We start from the raw sequence: 17,065 nt of genomic DNA on the forward strand, positions 1-17,065 counted from the left end.
TGTCGTATCGCCCGGATGAGTGGGCTTTTGCACGACTTAAGTGCCGAGATCGGGTTCAAAATGTGTGCCATTCAACTCTCTTTATGCACATATTGGCCTTGGTTGCACGTCTCGAGGGAAGCTCTTTTCACGAAAAAAATTCATGTTGTTTCATTAGAAAACTTCACTGATGGTCACTTTTAAAGTGTGATCGACCATTAAGTTCCTGTATTTGCAGTGATATAGCATGACTCCCCTTGGAATGGCGGGGTTAGATAGCGCCTGCGTAGGTGACTGCCAGTAGAGCGCGGCGTGAGCCAGCCCCACAGGTCGTCTGTGGCCGTGTCATGCCCCGGCTATCTGGCCACCAGCCATGAGTGATGGAGCAGAGGGGAATAAGCATCAAGGTTGATAAACCGGCTTGAGTGAAGGGATGCAGCAAAGGTAGAACCCGGAGCCGGTAACTGTACTGGGAGACGCCACTCACCATCCCCCGATAACCCGTAATTGAAACCGGCTAGATGAAAAACACCTTTCATCGAACGGGGCCCGTGCACCCGAAAATAGCCAGATTGGCAGGCTGACAGTGCTCCCCGTTATGGCAATGGTGGGCAAAAAAATAGTGCGGCAGCCACCACCAGATTAATAAAAATAAATCTCAGCAAAGGCAGGTTGATATGCGTCCAGCAACAGCACCCACAGGGTTGTTACAACAACCCAAACCCTTCTTTATGATATTTTTCGTCGAACTCTGGGAGCGCTTCGGTTATTACGGCGTGCAGGGGATCCTGGCGGTTTTCTTTGTGCAGCAACTGGGATTTTCCCAAGAGCAATCCTTTATTACCTTCGGTGCCTTCTCGGCGCTGGTATATGGCCTGATCTCGGTTGGTGGCTATGTCGGCGACCATGTGCTCGGTACCAAGCGCACCATGGTGCTGGGGGCCGTGGTGCTGGTGATAGGCTACTTTATGACCGGTCTCTCTATCTATAATCCCGACCTGATTTTCTATGCGCTGGGCACCATTGCAGTTGGTAACTGCCTGTTCAAGGCCAATCCGGCCAGCCTGCTGTCAAAATGCTACCAGCCAAAAGATCCGCGGCTGGATGGGGCTTTTACCCTGTTCTATATGTCGATCAATATCGGCTCCCTTATTTCCCTCTCGCTCGCGCCGGTGATTGCCGATCACTACGGCTACACCGTGACCTATAACCTGTGCGGGGTGGGGCTGATTATTGCGCTGCTCACCTTCTTTGCCTGCCGCAATATGGTCAAGGATATTGGCTCCGAGCCGGATCACCTGCCACTTAATTACAGCAAGCTGCTGCTGGTTATATTGGGCTCGGTAGCCATGGTCTTCTTTTGCGCCTGGCTGATGCACCACGTGGTGATCGCCAACATGGTGTTGATGACGGTGACCATCGCCGTGGTGATATTCTTTTTTCGCGAGGCATTCAGGCTCGACACAGTGGGCCGCAACAAGATGTATGTGGCCTTCGTGCTAATGCTGGAGGCGGTGCTCTTCTATGTGCTTTACGCCCAGATGCCGACTTCACTGAACTTCTTTGCCATCAACAACATGCATCACGAGATGCTGGGCATGAGCGTCAACCCGGTCAGCTTCCAGGCGCTCAACCCCTTCTGGGTGGTGGTGGGCAGTCCGGTACTCGCGATGATTTATACCCGGATGGGCAGCAAGGGGCGGGATCTCACCATGCCGCTCAAGTTCACCCTCGGGATGTTCTTCTGCTCGCTGGGATTTCTGACGGCGGCGGCATCCGGCTGGTGGTTTGCCGATGAGCAGGGGCTGACCTCCCCCTGGTTTATGGTGCTTATCTACCTGTTCCAGAGTCTGGGAGAGCTGATGATCAGTGCGCTGGGACTGGCGATGGTCGCCGCGCTGGTGCCACAACGCCTGATGGGCTTCATTCTCGGAATGTGGTTCCTGACTCAGGCGATGGCGTCCCTGCTGGGTGGCTATGTGGCGACCTTTACCGCCGTGCCGCAAGGGATGACGGATCCGCTGCAAACCTTGCCCATTTACACCGGTGTGTTTGGCAAGATCGGGATGGCGACTCTGCTGATTGCGGTAGTGATGGGGCTGATGGTGCCCTGGCTCAACCGGATGATGAATGCGACGCCGACCGAAGCCGAAGGGCTGGTCGCGGGTCAATCACAGGCGTAATGAGGGGAGGATAGTGCGAGACAAGGCAAGGGCAAGGCGCCCCTTGCCTTGCTATTGATGGTTTAGTTGTACTGCTCCTCCATCCAGGCTTCGACGATCAGCTGCGCCGAGACGCCATCCACACTGCCTTTTTCCAGCGCGCGATAGCCACCTCGCTCAAACAGCCGGGCACGGGCATCTGTGGTGGTGAGTCGCTCATCCTTGAACTCCACCGGCTTGCCGAAGCGGCCATGCAGCCGGTTGCCAAACTTGCGCGCCCGAACCGTGATCTCCTGATCGGTGCCATCCATGTTCAGCGGTAAACCGACCACCAGCAGGTCCGGTTGCCACTCCTTGAGCAGCTTCTCAATCTCGTCCCAGTTGGGGATGCCGTCGTTGGCCTTGAGGGCGCGCAGAGGTTGGGCTGTGCCAGTCAGCTCCTGACCGATGGCGACGCCAATGCTCTTGGTGCCATAGTCAAAGCCCATGATGCTGCGTGATGACATAACTGATAAATCCTCGAAATAGAGAGCGGAGCGGGCCAGCCGATCAGCTGTGGCCGACGTCGCTGGAGAGGTGAACCGGATTCACCCCTATGCTGGCGGCGGCTTGCTGCCAACGTTTGTGAATGGGGGTTTTGAACACCAGATCCGGATTGGGGGGGATCACCAGCCAGGCGCCGTCTACCAATTCCTGCTCCAGCTGACCGGCACTCCAGCCTGCATAGCCAAGGGCCACCAGCCAATGGGCAGGGGCCTCGCTCGTACCCAGAGTTTCCAGAATATCCTTGGAGGTGGTCACCATCATCTCATCCCCCACCTGCAGGGTGGAGTTGAAACCGGGGCGGAAGCTGTGCAGCACGAAGCCGCGATCGGCATGAACCGGCCCTCCTTGCAACACCGGTTGCTTGAGCTCCGGACTGGCGGGTGGGTTCAGTTTGAGCTGGGTCAGCATGGTTTCCAGCGACATCTCGACCGGAATGTTGACCACCAGCCCCATGGCGCCCTCTTCGTTGTGCTCGCACAGATAGACCAGCGAGCGCTCGAAATAGGGATCCGTCAGGCTTGGCATGGCAAGCAGGAAGTGATTTTGCAGTGTTTGCATAGAGGCCAAATAGTGCAAAGGTATTTGAGGTCAATTATGGCAGTTGATCCCCATGGGAAAAACCGCTTTTTGGGGCTGGGTGAGATCCCGCCCCTTGCCGGATTGCCTTGAAACAGAGAGGGGGGCGCCAGCCCTCCCTCTCTGTTTCCGGGCTTGTCAGGGGCGGGTTACCCCCTGAACAGGCCGGTTAGCCTGCCCAGCGATTATTTGCCCAGCCGACGCTCGATGGCATCCATCAACATGCCGGTGATGTGCACATCGAAGGCCGCTTCAATCTCGCGAATGCAGGTCGGGCTGGTGACGTTAATCTCGGTCAGCCGATCGCCGATGATGTCTAGGCCGACGAAGATGAGGCCTTTCTCTTTGAGGGTCGGGCCTACCGCGCGGGCGATGGCCCAGTCCGCTTCGCTCAGGGGACGGGCTTCACCACGGCCACCGGCCGCCAGATTGCCACGGGTCTCCCCTTGCGCCGGAATACGGGCGAGGCAGTAGGGAACAGGTTCACCGTCCACCACCAGCACCCGCTTGTCGCCCTCCTTGATGGCGGGCAGATAGGTCTGCGCCATACAGTACTGGCTGCCGTGGGCGGTCAGGGTCTCGATAATCACGCCGACGTTGGCGTCATCTTCCTTCATGCGGAAGATGGAGGCGCCGCCCATGCCGTCCAGCGGCTTGAGGATGACGTCCTTGTGTTTCGCGTGGAAGGCGCGCAGCTTGTCGGCGCGGCGGGTTACCAGCGTGGTCGGGGTGTGCTCGGCAAACCAGGCGGTGTAGAGCTTCTCGTTGGCGTCACGCAGGCTCTGCGGCTTGTTGACGATAAGGCAACCCTCATCCTCTGCCCGCTCCAGCATGTAGGTGGCATAGATAAATTCGGTGTCGAACGGCGGATCCTTGCGCATCAGGATCACATCGAGGTTGGAGAGGGGCTGATCCACCACCTCGCCCAGCTTGTACCAGTCGGCATAGTCATATTTGACGGTGAGCGGGCGCATGGTGCCAAAGGCGCGACCAGCTTCCATGTAGAGATCCTTCATCTCCAGATAGAAGAGCTCATAGCCGCGCTTTTGCGCCTCTTCGAGCATGGCAAAGCTGGAATCTTTCTTGATGTTGATGGCCGAGATGGGGTCCATCACGATGCCGAGTTTAATGGTCATCCGAATATCCTTCTTGTGGCTCGATTGCGAGTGAGATTCTTAAAACCTGTTCAAAGTCTGTCGCGAGAGGTCGTCAGCAAGGTAAAGAGCAGCGCAGGAACCGGAGCGTATAGACATAGGTGAGGATTCCGAGCAGCGCATGAGCCTTGATCACGACCTCGCAGTAAGACATTGGACTGGTTTCAAGCGAGATCGCCAAAGCGGCACTGCAGCGCAGTTATCGCCGTCAGGGCGGCGGTTTCGGTGCGCAGCACCCGCGGCCCCAGCAGCATCTCTTTGAAATCTTCCTGCACGGTACGGGCGATCTCGTCGCTCGACAAGCCCCCTTCCGGGCCAATCAGCAGGCGCACGCCGTGCTCGGGAACGGGCAGGGTGTTGATGCTGTACTCGGCGCGCGGGTGCAGGTTGAGCTTGAGCTCCTTGGTCTCTTCCGCCAGCCAGGCGTCCAGCTCCATCGGCATGCGCACCTCTGGTACTACGTTGCGGCCGCACTGTTCGCAGGCGCTGATCACCACCTTCTGCCACTGTTCACGCTTCTTCTCCAGTCGATCGGCTGGCAGCTTGACGCCGCAGCGCTCGGAGAAGAGCGGGGTGATGCAGGTGACGCCCAGCTCCACCGATTTCTGGATGGTGAAGTCCATCTTGTCGCCACGGCTGATCACTTGACCGAGGTGAATGGCCAGCGGTGACTCCACTGATTGGACGTCGCAGCTGTCGATGGTCACTTCCACCGACTTCTTGCCAACGCTGGCGATGGTGGCGGGATATTGATTGCCATCGCCGTTGAACAGCTCGAGCTGCTGGCCTGGCTGCATGCGCAGTACCCGGCCGATATGGTTGGCGCCGTCTTCCGACAGGGCGATGGTCTGGCCAACTTGCAGGGTGGCCGGTTCATAGATACGTGGAATGCGCATGGCTGCTTGTCAGTCTCTTGCTTGGAAACCCTTTATATCCTGCGGCAAGCAAGGCTCACGCGGCAGAAGGGAAGGGTTTCATGATTAGGAGGGGCGATCCCCTCCCTGGTCAAATGGGGTTATTGGCACTGCTTTTCAATAAAGGGATTGGTATTGCCCTGCAGCGTGCCGATGCGGCGGTTGCGCTCGCACTCCCAGCCTTCTGCCGGGTACTGGCGATCCCAAGCTTCGAACAGTTTACGCTGTTGCGCTGCCAGACGCAGCCCATACTGCTCGCTCATGTAGAGGTAGGCGCGGGCGATCTGACCCCGCACCGGCCCCTTGGGCGGCTGCACCCGGCGCTCCTTGAAATCCACCAGCATCTGGCACTGACCGTACTGATCCGGCTTGCCGTTCCAGTCGGAGAAGCGGTAGTTGGCCCGATCGCCGTTCACTTCGCCAATGGCGGGGAAGAGGTTGTGCATGTCCCCCTCCATTTTGTTGAACTCGGGACTCGCTTTTTCGCAGTTCTTGCGACCGCCATCCTGCCAGCACTGCAGCTGGTGGCCGAACTCCCAGGCTGGTACCACGTGTTCCCACTCGATGCGGGCGGCGCGTTTGGCCTGCTTGCGCGGCTCGTAACCGCAGCTGGCGAGATCCGGGCTCATCTTCTTGCCCTGATAGTCGATGTCGCAGCCGCAGTAGAAGGTGGTGACCGCAGGCTGGCTGCGATAGAGCTTCACCAGCTCCTGCTTGGCTTCGCGAAAGGTCTGGGCGTGCAGGGGGGCGCTGAGCAGCGGCAAACCGGCCAGCAGGGTCAGGGCGAGGGAGGAGATGAAACGCATGGGGTTCCTTGCAAAACGGGGTGATTGACGAACGATGGCGGGCACCCTACCACAGGGGCGCGACACACGCTGGCTTACTGCTCTGGCTCCGGCCGTTCCCGCTCCAGCGGCTGCTTGCAGCGACGACAGTGATAGCGGGCCTCGCCGCGCACCACCTTGTTGTGGCGGCGAATAGAGAGCTGATGCTGCTGGCAGTGACAGCGATAGGGCACGGTGCGCTGGGCCAGTACCGCCAGATCGAAGCTGTGGGTAGTTCTGGGCTCAAGGCCGAACACCTCCCGCATCACCGATTGCCACTGGCGGCCGTGGGGCAGTACCCGGCTTTTGCCGCGACCTTCACCCCACAGGGCATAGACCAGCAGATGGGCCACCTCGTGGGGCACCACCTCATCCAGAAACGCCTGCTGGTTGGCCTGATAGAGGGCGGGATTGAAGCGCAGCTCCCAGGTTTGCAGCCGCGCCGATCCCGCCGCCCGGCCCCGCATATTGCAGTAGATCCGCGGACGGGGGAAGGGGCGGCCAAGGCGCGCCTCGGCCTGCACAAAGCAGGCTTCTACGCGTTGTTGCAGCAGGGCGACAAGCTGGGAAGGGGTGGCAGACATCAACATCTCGTCAAATGGCGGATAAGCAAAAGGGGAGCCAGGCTCCCCTTTTATCACAACAGCGAGCCTTACAGGCCAGCGGCGGAACGCAGCAGTTCGGCCTTGTCGGTCTGCTCCCACGGGAACTCGTCACGACCGAAGTGACCGTAGGCAGCGGTAGCCTGGTAGATCGGGCGTTTCAGATCCAGCATTTCGATCAGGCCATACGGGCGCAGTTCGAAGTACTCGCGCACCAGCTTGACCAGCAGCTCTTCGGCGACCTTGGCAGTGCCGAAGGTCTCGACGCTGATGGAGGTCGGCTCGGCCACGCCGATGGCGTAGGAGATCTGGATTTCACAGCGATCGGCCAGACCGGCGGCAACGATGTTTTTGGCAACGTAACGGGCGGCGTAAGCAGCGGAGCGGTCAACCTTGGACGGATCCTTACCGGAGAAGGCGCCACCACCGTGACGAGCCATGCCGCCGTAGGTGTCGACGATGATCTTGCGACCGGTCAGACCGCAGTCACCCATAGGGCCGCCGATAACGAAACGGCCGGTCGGGTTGATGAAGTATTTGGTGTCCTTGTTGACCCACTCGGCCGGCAGCACCGGCTTGATGATCTCTTCGCGTACCGCTTCAACCAGATCCTTGTGGCTGATGGATTCGGCGTGCTGGGTAGACAGAACAACGGCATCCACACCGATGATCTTGCCTGCGTCGTCGTAGGCGAAGGTCAGCTGGCTCTTGGCATCCGGACGAAGCCACGGCAGGGTGCCGTTCTTGCGCACTTCAGCCTGACGCTTCACCAGCAGGTGAGAGTAGGTGATGGGGGCCGGCATCAGCACGTCGGTTTCGTTGGTGGCATAGCCGAACATCAGGCCCTGGTCGCCAGCGCCCTGCTCCAGCGGATCGCTGCGGTCAACGCCCTGGTTGATGTCCGGGGACTGCTTGCCGATGGCGTTCAGCACGGCGCAGGAGTCAGCATCGAAGCCCATGTCGGAGTGGGTGTAGCCGATTTCACGTACGGTATCACGCACGATCTCTTCGATATCAACCCAGGCAGAGGTGGTTACTTCACCGGCCACCATGACCATACCGGTCTTGACCAGGGTCTCGCAGGCAACGCGTGCCTTGGTATCTTGCTTGAGGATGGCGTCCAGTACCGCATCGGAGATCTGGTCCGCAATCTTGTCGGGATGGCCTTCGGAGACCGACTCGGAAGTAAACAGCTTTGCCATGATAAGAGTCTCAGCTTGTCTGGGTTATCGCCACGGCAATAACCGGATGAATAGGATGGTGTAGAGGTATCTACATCTGGACGTCTATTTTAATTAGCGCCCCCCCCGATTGCCAGCACTATTTTGTTGCGCAGTGTCCAATGGGTCACAAGCGGTGCTCTCCTATCCCGAAAGGGATGGAAGTCAAACGTTTTTCTCTGGTTGCTTTGGTCAATAGAGGGCAAGAAAAGCGATTGTCCTCCCAAAGCCACTTTATTCATCCAGATAATATTTGCACGCCGCGCGCCCTGCTGGGACAATAACGCGCCTTAATCTTGGCCATCAAATGAAGCAATCGCAGGAGATTCAGATGCCTTCTCGTAAAGAGCTTGCCAATGCCATTCGTGCATTGAGTATGGATGCCGTTCAAAAAGCCAACTCCGGTCACCCGGGCGCCCCCATGGGAATGGCGGATATCGCCGAAGTGCTGTGGCGTAGCCACCTCAGACATAACCCGAACAACCCCAAGTGGGCCGACCGCGACCGTTTCATTCTCTCCAACGGCCACGGCTCCATGCTGCTGTACTCCCTGCTGCACCTCTCCGGTTATGACCTCTCCATCGACGATCTGAAAAACTTCCGCCAACTGCACTCTCGCACCCCGGGTCACCCGGAGTACGGCTATGCACCGGGCGTTGAAACCACCACTGGCCCGCTGGGTCAGGGCATCACCAACGCCGTTGGTATGGCGATCGCCGAAAAAGCCATGGCTGAGCAATTCAACCAGCCGGGCCACGACATCGTTGACCACTACACCTACGCCTTTATGGGCGACGGCTGCCTGATGGAAGGTATCTCCCACGAAGCGTGCTCCCTGGCAGGTACTCTGCAACTGGGCAAACTGATCGCGTTCTGGGATGACAACGGTATCTCCATCGACGGTCACGTAGAAGGCTGGTTCACCGACGACACCGTCAAGCGTTTCGAAGCCTACGGCTGGCACGTAATCCCGGCTGTTGACGGTCACAGCCCGGAAGCCATCAATGCCGCCATCGAAGCCGCCAAGGCCGAGACCGGCAAGCCTACTCTGATTTGCTGCCGCACCATCATCGGTTACGGTTCTCCGAACAAATCCGGTTCTCACGACTGCCACGGCTCACCGCTGGGCAACGACGAGATCGCCGCGGCTCGCGCATTCCTGAAGTGGGACCACGCTCCGTTCGTTATCCCGGCCGATATCGCTGCCGAGTGGAACGCTCAGGAGAAGGGCGCTGCACTGGAAGCCGACTGGGCTGCCAAGTTCGCCGCCTATGAAGCCGCTCACCCGACGCTGGCTGCTGAATTCAAGCGCCGCACCGCTGGCGAACTGCCGGCCAACTGGGCTGCTGAATCCGCCAAGATCATCGAAACCCTGCAAGCCAACCCGGCCAAGATTGCGACCCGTAAAGCGTCCCAGAACTCTCTGGAAGCCTTCGGCAAGCTGCTGCCGGAGTTCATGGGCGGCTCTGCCGACCTGGCTCCGTCCAACCTGACCATGTGGTCCGGCTCCAAGTCCCTGACCAACGACGATGCCTCCGGCAACTACATCCACTACGGTGTACGCGAGTTCGGTATGTCCGCCATCATGAACGGTATCGCCCTGCACGGTGGTTTCATCCCCTACGGCGCAACCTTCCTGATGTTTATGGAGTACGCTCGCAACGCCCTGCGCATGGCCGCCCTGATGAAGCAGCGCGCCATCTTCGTTTACACCCACGACTCCATCGGTCTGGGTGAAGATGGCCCGACTCACCAGCCGGTTGAGCAGATTGCCTCCCTGCGTCTGACCCCGAACATGAGCACCTGGCGTCCGTGTGACCAGGTTGAATCTGCCATCGCCTGGAAACACGCCATCGAGCGTACCGACGGCCCGACCTCTCTGATCTTCTCTCGTCAGAACCTGGCCCAGATGGACCGTACCGCCCAGCAGCTGGCTGATACCGCCAAGGGTGGCTACGTGCTGAAGGATTGCGCCGGTACTCCGGAGCTGATCCTGATCGCCACCGGTTCCGAAGTGGAACTGGCCGTTGCCGCCTATGAGCAGCTGACTGCCAAGGGCCGTGCCGTGCGCGTGGTCTCTCTGCCGTCTACCGACGTGTTCGACGCTCAATCTGCCGAGTACAAAGAGTCTGTCCTGCCGTCCTCCGTCACCAAGCGTGTGGCCATCGAAGCGGGCATCGCTGACTACTGGTACAAGTACGTTGGTTTCGGCGGCAAGATCATCGGTATGACCACCTTCGGTGAGTCCGCACCGGCCGAGCTGCTGTTCAAGGAATTCGGCTTTACCGTGGAAAACGTGGTTGCGACCGCTGAATCCCTGTAATTCCTGAAGATTGGGCCAGCTTGACCCAATAGCTGGAAAATAAACGCCCTCCATCGCAAGATGGGGGGCGTTTTTATTGGCACAGGAAAATAGTAAATTAAAAATATATTTCAATGCCTGAGAGTTGATAGTACTTTTTCTTGATGATTGATCTTCATTGTCTTAATAAAGGCTAAGCTATGGTTATAAGAGGTTGGGTTATTATAGTTGTTGTTTTTGTATTTTTATTTTCCCCTGTTGCTTTATATGTAAATACATTTGGCGGAGATTTGTCACAAGACCACTCTCGATGGGCCGAATTTGGCTCGGCAATTGGAGGTATCTATGCACCAATACTCGGATTTATTACGTTAGTAGTTTTGATTCGTCAGCTTTCTTTACAGAAACAGATGAATGACCAGTATTATTTGCAGCAAGCACGAGAAGATATCGAGTTTTATGCATCGCAGTTATCTAATATTCTTGATGAATCACTGGTCGGTAATGTGCCGTTGAGGGCTGTACTTCACGAAAAGTTTATGTTTTGTAGCCCTGAACATCTATGTTCAATGGATATGAAGAATATTGCCATTGATATTCATAGGGTAATGCCACAGGCACTTGATATATGGGCAGCCATATACCCTGTATTAATAGGGCTATCTGCGGTTGATGACTCATTATTTAAAATGACATTGGCCTCTTCAAATCAAAAACTAGTTGCATTACTCAGTTTTGAAATATGTGTGGCTTTGGATAATTTGCATTTTTGTCGTACTGATGGGAAAAGCGGTTTTACATATATTTTTAACCAAAAATTGCAGTAGAGCTATCTAAATAGCTCGTAGGTTCGATTAGCGAAGCGTAATCGGACGTTCGCGTTTTTAAGACGATGCCATAAAAATAATATCCCACCCTGTTACCAAAAAATAGACCGGCTATCAGCCGGTCTATTTTTATTTATCGCACCCCTTACGCCTGCGGCGGGGTGCTTTCAGCACTGGACATCACCGCATCCATCTCGGCCTGCTCCACGATGGGCTTTATCAATCTGACGACAACGGCGCCATGGTTAATACCAGCTTGCCGATATGACGGCCTGAATCCAGCAAATGGTGGGCGGCGGCGGCCTCATCCAGCGGGAAGGTCTGGTAAACCTGCGGTTTGACCTCGCCGCGTTCGATAAATGGCCAGACATGAGTTTGCAGCTGGGCGATCAGATCGGCTTTTTCCTGCGGTGTCCGCGAGCGCAGGGTAGAGCCGATATGGGTCAGCCGCTTTTGCAGCATGGGAAACAGATCGAGATTGGGGGCGGCGCCCGCAATAATGCCGATCTGGACTATGCGGCCATTGATGGCGGCCGCCGCATAGTTGCGCGCGACATACTCCCCGCCAATGATATCGAGAATGATGTCGGCGCCATGGCCATCGGTGGCTGCATGCACGGCCTCGACAAAATCCTCCTCCTTGTAGAGTACGGCCACATCCGCGCCCAGCTTGATGCTGGCGGCCTGCTGTTCGGGTGAGCCGACCGTGGTGATGATTTTGGCGGCGCCAAATGCCTTGGCCAGCATGGTGGCGGTCGTGCCGATGCCGGAGGCGCCGCCATGGATCAAGATAATGTCGCCTTTTTTGAACTGACCCCGTTCAAACATATTTGACCAGACCGTCATAAAGGTTTCCGGCAGCGCCGCGGCTTCGACAAAGCTTAATCCGGGCGGCAGGGGCAGGACATTGCTCTGGTGGGCGACGCTGTACTCGGCATAGCCGCCACCCGAAATCAGCGCTGCGACTTTGTCGCCAACCTTGAGATGCTCCACCTGCTCCCCCTTGGCGACCACGACCCCGGCGACCTCCAGCCCGGGAATATCCGATGCCCCTGCCGGAGGCGGGTAGAGCCCTTTGCGCTGCATCACATCCGGCCCATTGATGCCGGTCGCATAGTGCCGGATCAAAACCTCATCGGGCTTGGGCGCCGGTGTGGCGCGGGTGGTCAGTTGCAAGACATCGGGGCCACCTGGCTGGGTAATTTCTACCGCGCTCATGGTGGCGGGAATGGAATAGGCGTTATGCATCAGCGGCTCCTTGTAACGAGGTGATATGAGGTTCCCCGAGTTGGATGAGCACCAAGATAGTGGAGATTGCTGATGAATAAACGCAGTATTATCCCTCACCTGTAATGCAAAAATGCATTTCAACCGGGAGTCGTGATGAACTGGGATGATGCGAAAATTTTTCTGGCGTTGCATCGGGAAGGGAGCCTGAGGGGCGCCGCCCGTGTGGTCGGGGTCGATCAGGCCACCATTGGCAGGCGGATTGCCGCACTGGAGCATCGTCTGGCGGCCACGCTGTTTCTCCGCACATCCAAAGGGTATGTGCTGACTCATGTCGGAGAGATAGTGCTGACCAGCGCCCAGCAGATGGAGCTGGCAGCCATTGATTTTGTGCGGGCGGCGCAAGGGGTCGACAACCGCCTGGTTGGGGAGGTCAGTGTGGCGACCACAGACACCCTGGGGATGGATTTTCTGATACCGGCCCTGACCGAGCTGCATCAGCGTTATCCCGATATCAGGGTCATCCTCAATACCTCGACCCAGGTGGTCAATCTGTCCCTGCGGGAAGCGGATATCGCGATCCGGACGGTGAAGCCGGACAATCCCGACCTGATTATTCGCAAGCTGGCCTCCTGGCCGGTCGGGTTGTATGCCTCCGCCGACTATCTGGCTCGCCATGGCATACCCGAAGCGGGCACCGGTTTTGCGGGCCATTCGCTGGTGGTGTATGAGCCCCACTGGCAGAGCGCGCGCTCGCCCATGATGCTCGAAGAGGCGGCCGAGGGGGCCACGGTCGCTGCGGGAGTCAATACCAGCCTGATGCTGCGTCAGGCCCTGTTGATGGGGCTGGGGCTTGGCGAGGTGGCGGTTCCGCTCGCCGAGCAAGCCGGGTTGGTGCGGGTCTGGCCCGAGCGGCAGTTACAGCAATCCTACGATGTGTGGTTGGTGACCCATCAGGATGTGCAGCATGCCGCGCGGGTCAGGGCTGTCATGGATGCCATCGTCAGGGCATTTGCCGCGATGGCCTAAGTCTGGCGGGGATTCTGTTCAGGTTTTGTCGCAGCGTGGTCACACCTCTTGCCATAGTCATGGCGGTTGAGGGAAAACCCTCATTTACTTGGTCTCTGACAGTCAATACTGTGAGACCGAGTCCACCACTACTGGAGCCTGACCCATGACCGACATGCTTGTTGACGATAAACAACCGACCCCGGATCCGGCAGAGCAGAATGCCTTCTTCCCGTCGCCCTACTCCCTGAGCCAGTTCACCTCGCGCAAATCTGACCTTGCCGGGGCCGACTATCCCGCTCCCTATCGGGAGGGGCGCTGGAAGATCCTGCTGATCGGGGCCGATGAGCGTTATCTGCCCACCGACAACGGCACCCTGTTTTCCACCGGCAACCATCCGGTCGAAACCCTGCTGCCCATGTATCACCTCGACAAGGCGGGCTTTGCCTTTGATGTGGCCACCCTCTCCGGCAATCCGGTCAAGTTCGAGTGGTGGGCAATGCCCGGCGAAGACGAAGAGGTGTTGGGGCTCTATGCCAAATATCAGGCGCAGTTCCGCCAACCGGCCAAGCTGGCCGATCTGCTGAAAGAGGCGCTGACCGCCGACTCGGACTATATCGGCGTCTTTATTCCCGGCGGCCACGGCGCCCTGATGGGGCTGCCGGAGAGTGCCGAGGTGAAAGCGCTGCTGGAGTGGGCGATGGCTAACGATCGCTTCATCATCTCCCTCTGTCACGGGCCTGCTGCGCTGCTGGCGGTGGCCAATCCAGAGACCTTCGCGGGCTACAAGATCTGCGCTTTCCCCGATGAGCTGGATGCCCAGACCCCGGCAATTGGTTATATGCCTGGCCACCTTACCTGGAAGTTTGGCGAGAGGCTCAAAGAGATTGGCTTTGAGATCGTCAACAACGGCATCTCGGGAGAGGTGTGCCGGGATCGCAATCTGCTGACCGGTGACAGCCCGCTGGCGGGCAATAACCTCGGCAAGCTGGCTGCTACCACCTTGCTGGAGGCGGTTGCCAAGCGATGAGGTTGTCGTCATCGCCAGCGAATGCATTGCAGGTCGCGGTGGCGCTGGAAGGGTGCCAGCGGCTGGAGGAGATCCAGCAGCTGGTGCGCGCTTTTGCCACCCCGCTGGGGTATCACCGCTTTGCGCTCTTCTCCATCAGTGCCAGCGAGGAGGGGGTGGTCGAGCACCTCTATTGGCTGGAGGGGGAGTGGTTGGAGAGCGGCGAGGCGGTCGACCTGCATGCCTATATGCGCGAGTGCCCGATGGCGATGCATATCAGGGAGCGAGACCAGCCCTTCTTCTGGAGCAAAACGGTTGGTGCCGTTGGCGAGCAGTACCGTATCGTTCGCCAGCCTGAGGGGCCTGGCCGACATGGCTTGCAGGTTCCCGTCTATGGGCCGTTGGGACTGGAAGGGGCGATGAGCTTTGGCGGCGCTCAGATCGATGCCAGTGCCCACACTCGGGTTGGCCTTGCGCTGATCGCGGCGGCGGTTTTTCATGCAGCTCGTCGCCTGATGGAGATGCCGGTAGCGGGTCACGAGCGTGGCCTCACTGGGCGCGAGCGCGAAGTGCTGGAGTGGGTCTCCCGGGGTTGGCGCCATGCCGATATCGCCACCACCCTGAAGCTTTCGGTGCGCACGGTCGAGAACCATCTGCGAAGTGCTCGCCGTCGACTGGGGGTGGCCACTACCGCAGAGGCGGTCAGAGTGGCGATCAGGAACCGCGATATCGAGGGCTGAGGGGCTATCCCTTTGTCTGGCATGTAAAAAGAGACCGGCCATCAGCCGGTCTCTTTTTTTATTTACCACAACATTACACCTGCGGCGGGGTGCTTTCCGCGTTGGACATCACCGCATCCATTTGCACCAGAGCACCGGCTGGAAGTTCACTGACCCCGATTACGGTGCGGGCAGGCAGATAACCCGGGAAATATTTGGTGTAGACGGCGTTGACCGCATCCAGATCCGCGATATTGGCGAGCTGGATATTGACCTTGACGATATCGTCCATCACATGGCCGATGCTCTCCACAATCGCTTTGATATTGCTCAGGCACTGGGCGGTCTGCTCCTTGATGCAGCCAGCCAGGATCTTGCCGGTGGCGGGGTCTATCGGCAGTTGGGCAGAGAGATGGTTGTAGTGGGAGAAGGCGACGGTCTGGGTGTGCAGCGGGCTTCTCGGCGCTTTGTCGGTATTGCGGGCACGGATCACCAGATTGTGACGGTCTTCCACCCGTTGCGGCGGGGTGCCGTCACCGTGGGAGATGACCGCATCCATTTGCACTAGCGCCCCCATGGGCAGGGCGGCGGCACTGACCACAGAGCGGGCTGGCAGATAGGCCACGGCGCGGGCGATGGCGGAGTCGGGGAAGAAGGTGGTGTAGACCTCGTTGACGGCTTCCAGATCGGCCAGATCGGCCAGATAGACGGTGACCTTGACGATATCGTCAAATGGCACGTCGATACTCTCCAGCACCGCCTTGATATTGCGCAGGCACTGGCCCGCCTGCTCCTTGATGCCACCGGCAACCTGCTGGCCCGAGGCGGCCTCGACCGGCAGTTGCGCACCGATATTGTTGTAGTGGGAGAAGGCCACGGTATGGGTCGAGAGCGGATTGTGCGGCGCCTTGTCGCTATTGCGGGCGAGTTTAACCAGCGGGCAAGGATCTTGTGGGAAGGTACCTTCGCCGTTGGAGATGATGGCATCGATCTGCACCAGCGCACCCAGCGGCAGGGCGGCGACGGCGAGGGTGGTGCGGGTCGGCAGATAGCCCGGGAAGAATTCGCGATAGACGGCGTTGACCGCCTCCAGATCCGAAATGTCTTTGAGGAAGATGGTGGCTTTGACCATATCGTCCATCACATGGCCGATGCTCTCGATGATCGCCTTGAGGTTGCTCAGGCACTGTCTGGCCTGCGCGGTGACATCGCCACTCACCATCTTGCCGGTGGCGGGATCGACCGGCAGCTGGGCCGAGATATTGTTGTAATGAGAAAACGCCACCGTTTGGGTGCAGGGGCCCAGATCCTGGGGTGCATGGGGGGTATTTCTTGCCGACTTGATGATGGTGCCACTCATAGATATGCCTCTTTTTAATATTTGTTGTTCATTCAGGTACAGGTTTACCCCATCTTGTTGTACGCCACGGCCACTGCGCCAGCGGCGGCATCCCCGGTTATTATTTGTGAGCCACTCAATTACTGAGAGGAATAAGGGAGAAGAGGACAGGGTAGATATTTCAGACGCTGCGATTCTATGAGTGGCTATCAGGGGTTGCAAACCGCTGATTGCATTTCTATGAGATGGCTCAATGGGTGCAAATTTAATCATATTGCTATTCAATTCACGCTGAATAGTCACCTGTTTGCTCGCCAATAGCCCAGTATCGAGCAGTAGTCCAGTCCGGACGGGTGTTGGGGCACAGGCCTTGGCAGTAACGGAGTGTAAAGAAAGGGTTAATGCGATGCATCAAGCTGCCATCAAACGATTTTATTATGCATGGATATGTATTTTATGTTTTTTTAGTCATCTATCTTGCCGCGCAAAAATATGCTAGCAGACATGAATGTAACAGTGGTTAAAGATGTGGCTGGAATATAATTCAAATATTTGCATGGGCGACGCCTGTTCATTATCGATAGGCTGACGGCTGGCCCAGAACCGGAGCGTTTTTATCTTTTTATATATCTGGTGAAATATGCGTAACCAGTGTTG

General features: G+C 57.8%; 15 protein-coding genes. 6 read left to right on the top strand and 9 right to left on the bottom strand.

Features of this window, described 5'->3' with window-relative positions; all coding sequences use genetic code 11:
• The first annotated feature begins 656 nt into the window (after positions 1-656).
• The gene (gene dtpB, locus G5171_RS08875; protein WP_058058896.1) at positions 657-2,162 is read left to right on the top strand and encodes a dipeptide/tripeptide permease DtpB; all 1,506 of its coding nucleotides are present in this window, start codon (positions 657-659) and stop codon (positions 2,160-2,162) included.
• A 62-nt stretch (positions 2,163-2,224) separates the two neighbouring features.
• Here the strand turns inward: dtpB and ruvX are convergent, their stop codons facing one another.
• From ruvX to metK, 7 genes are all read right to left on the bottom strand, one after another.
• Positions 2,225-2,647 carry a Holliday junction resolvase RuvX gene (gene ruvX / locus G5171_RS08880; protein ID WP_005343821.1) on the bottom strand — a complete coding sequence of 141 codons (423 nt, stop codon included), beginning with the start codon at positions 2,645-2,647 and terminating at the stop codon, positions 2,225-2,227.
• Between the two features lie 43 nt (positions 2,648-2,690).
• On the bottom strand, positions 2,691-3,245 hold the full coding sequence (locus G5171_RS08885; protein WP_236344878.1) for a YqgE/AlgH family protein: 555 nt from the start codon (positions 3,243-3,245) through the stop codon (positions 2,691-2,693).
• A 203-nt stretch (positions 3,246-3,448) separates the two neighbouring features.
• Positions 3,449-4,399, bottom strand: a complete 951-nt coding sequence (gene gshB, locus G5171_RS08890) for a glutathione synthase (RefSeq protein WP_042055145.1) — start codon at positions 4,397-4,399, stop codon at positions 3,449-3,451.
• Positions 4,400-4,581: 182 nt separating this feature from the next.
• A complete protein-coding gene (gene rsmE / locus G5171_RS08895) occupies positions 4,582-5,313 on the bottom strand; it encodes a 16S rRNA (uracil(1498)-N(3))-methyltransferase (RefSeq protein WP_005343824.1) in 732 nt (243 codons plus the stop codon).
• A gap of 119 nt (positions 5,314-5,432) precedes the next feature.
• A complete protein-coding gene (locus G5171_RS08900; RefSeq protein ID WP_421260061.1) occupies positions 5,433-6,137 on the bottom strand; it encodes an endonuclease in 705 nt (234 codons plus the stop codon).
• Between the two features lie 74 nt (positions 6,138-6,211).
• Positions 6,212-6,739 carry a SprT family zinc-dependent metalloprotease gene (locus G5171_RS08905; protein ID WP_279497899.1) on the bottom strand — a complete coding sequence of 176 codons (528 nt, stop codon included), beginning with the start codon at positions 6,737-6,739 and terminating at the stop codon, positions 6,212-6,214.
• A gap of 68 nt (positions 6,740-6,807) precedes the next feature.
• Positions 6,808-7,959: a methionine adenosyltransferase gene (gene metK, locus G5171_RS08910; protein WP_421260062.1), complete on the bottom strand. Its 1,152-nt coding sequence runs from the start codon at positions 7,957-7,959 to the stop codon at positions 6,808-6,810.
• Between the two features lie 349 nt (positions 7,960-8,308).
• Between metK and tkt the strand changes: the two genes are divergently transcribed.
• A complete protein-coding gene (gene tkt, locus G5171_RS08915) occupies positions 8,309-10,300 on the top strand; it encodes a transketolase (protein WP_005338517.1) in 1,992 nt (663 codons plus the stop codon).
• Positions 10,301-10,479: 179 nt separating this feature from the next.
• Positions 10,480-11,106, top strand: coding sequence for a hypothetical protein (locus G5171_RS08920; RefSeq protein ID WP_216949510.1), 627 nt, complete (start codon positions 10,480-10,482; stop codon positions 11,104-11,106).
• Between the two features lie 219 nt (positions 11,107-11,325).
• On the opposite strand, the gene G5171_RS08925 is transcribed toward G5171_RS08920, so the two are convergent.
• Positions 11,326-12,354, bottom strand: a complete 1,029-nt coding sequence (locus tag G5171_RS08925) for an NAD(P)H-quinone oxidoreductase (protein WP_216949509.1) — start codon at positions 12,352-12,354, stop codon at positions 11,326-11,328.
• Between the two features lie 135 nt (positions 12,355-12,489).
• Here G5171_RS08925 and G5171_RS08930 point away from each other — a divergent pair, with 135 nt between their 5' ends.
• The 3 genes from G5171_RS08930 (at position 12,490) to G5171_RS08940 (ending at position 15,090) form a co-directional block, all read left to right on the top strand.
• A complete protein-coding gene (locus G5171_RS08930; protein ID WP_219263312.1) occupies positions 12,490-13,362 on the top strand; it encodes a LysR family transcriptional regulator in 873 nt (290 codons plus the stop codon).
• Positions 13,363-13,507: 145 nt separating this feature from the next.
• Positions 13,508-14,371 (top strand): glyoxalase III HchA, encoded by an 864-nt coding sequence (gene hchA, locus G5171_RS08935; RefSeq protein ID WP_421260063.1) that lies wholly within the window; start codon positions 13,508-13,510, stop codon positions 14,369-14,371.
• Positions 14,368-15,090 carry a PA1136 family autoinducer-binding transcriptional regulator gene (locus G5171_RS08940; protein ID WP_421260064.1) on the top strand — a complete coding sequence of 241 codons (723 nt, stop codon included), beginning with the start codon at positions 14,368-14,370 and terminating at the stop codon, positions 15,088-15,090. Before hchA ends, G5171_RS08940 begins: the two co-directional genes overlap by 4 nt.
• A 73-nt stretch (positions 15,091-15,163) precedes the next feature.
• Here G5171_RS08940 and G5171_RS08945 read toward each other — a convergent pair whose 3' ends face one another.
• Positions 15,164-16,429: a RidA family protein gene (locus G5171_RS08945; RefSeq protein ID WP_421260065.1), complete on the bottom strand. Its 1,266-nt coding sequence runs from the start codon at positions 16,427-16,429 to the stop codon at positions 15,164-15,166.
• Positions 16,430-17,065 lie beyond the last annotated feature (636 nt).

The organism is Aeromonas sp. 600774 (assembly GCF_049175075.1).
GTDB lineage: Bacteria > Pseudomonadota > Gammaproteobacteria > Enterobacterales > Aeromonadaceae > Aeromonas > Aeromonas veronii_A.